At 68.8% G+C, this 818-nt stretch carries 1 protein-coding gene; it reads left to right on the top strand.

Features of this window, described 5'->3' with window-relative positions; genetic code table 11:
• Nucleotides 1-818 (top strand): outer membrane protein (locus E8M80_RS25630; RefSeq protein WP_137128552.1); only part of this gene is annotated, 818 nt, incomplete at both ends.

The raw sequence follows: 818 nt of genomic DNA on the forward strand, positions 1-818 counted from the left end.
ATGAGCTTCAGGAAGACGCTTCTGGCCGCGACGCTGCTGTCGCTGCCGATGGCCGCGAACGCGCAGGGCTGGGACCCGCGCGTTCAGGGCTTCTACGTGGGCCTCGGCGGTGGTGCGAACTACCTCATGGGCCAGTCGGACAATGTGCCGATCCCCGTGAACCGCGGCTTCGACGTCAGCTACGAGTGGGGCTGGGTCGGCGTCCTCAGCGCCGGTTACGGCTTCGGCAACGGCCTGCGCCTCGAGCTCGAGGGCAGCTACCGCCAGAACGACGTCGACAGCGTGAAGGCGAACGGCGTCGGCCGCCTGGCGCGGACGACCGGCAACGCCAGCACCTACGGCGTGATGTTCAACGCGCTGTATGACTTCAACCTGGGTGGCGTGGCCCCGTATGTCGGCGTCGGCGCCGGCTACCAGCTGCACAACCTTGACAACGTCAGCGCGCGCAACGGCACGTCGACCGCGGTGATCGACGGTGACGAGGGCAACTTCGCCTACCAGGCGATCGTCGGCATCGGCTTCCCGATCGCGTCGGTGCCGGGCCTCGCGCTCACGGCGGAATACCGCTTCATGGGCACGCTCGGCCACGACATCGACGGCGTCGTGAACACGACGGGTGCGGCGCCGAACCGCTTCACCTTCGAGGCGGACAACTTCAACCACTCGATCATGTTCGGCGTGCGCTACAACTTCGGCCGTTCGGCCGCCCCGGTGGCCGCGGCCGCCGTGGCCCCGGCGCCGGCGCGCACCTTCCTGGTGTTCTTCGACTGGAACCGCGCCGACCTGACCGCCCGCGCGCGTCAGATCATCGGCGAGGC

The organism is Roseomonas sp. HF4 (assembly GCF_005222755.1).
Lineage (GTDB): Bacteria > Pseudomonadota > Alphaproteobacteria > Acetobacterales > Acetobacteraceae > Neoroseomonas.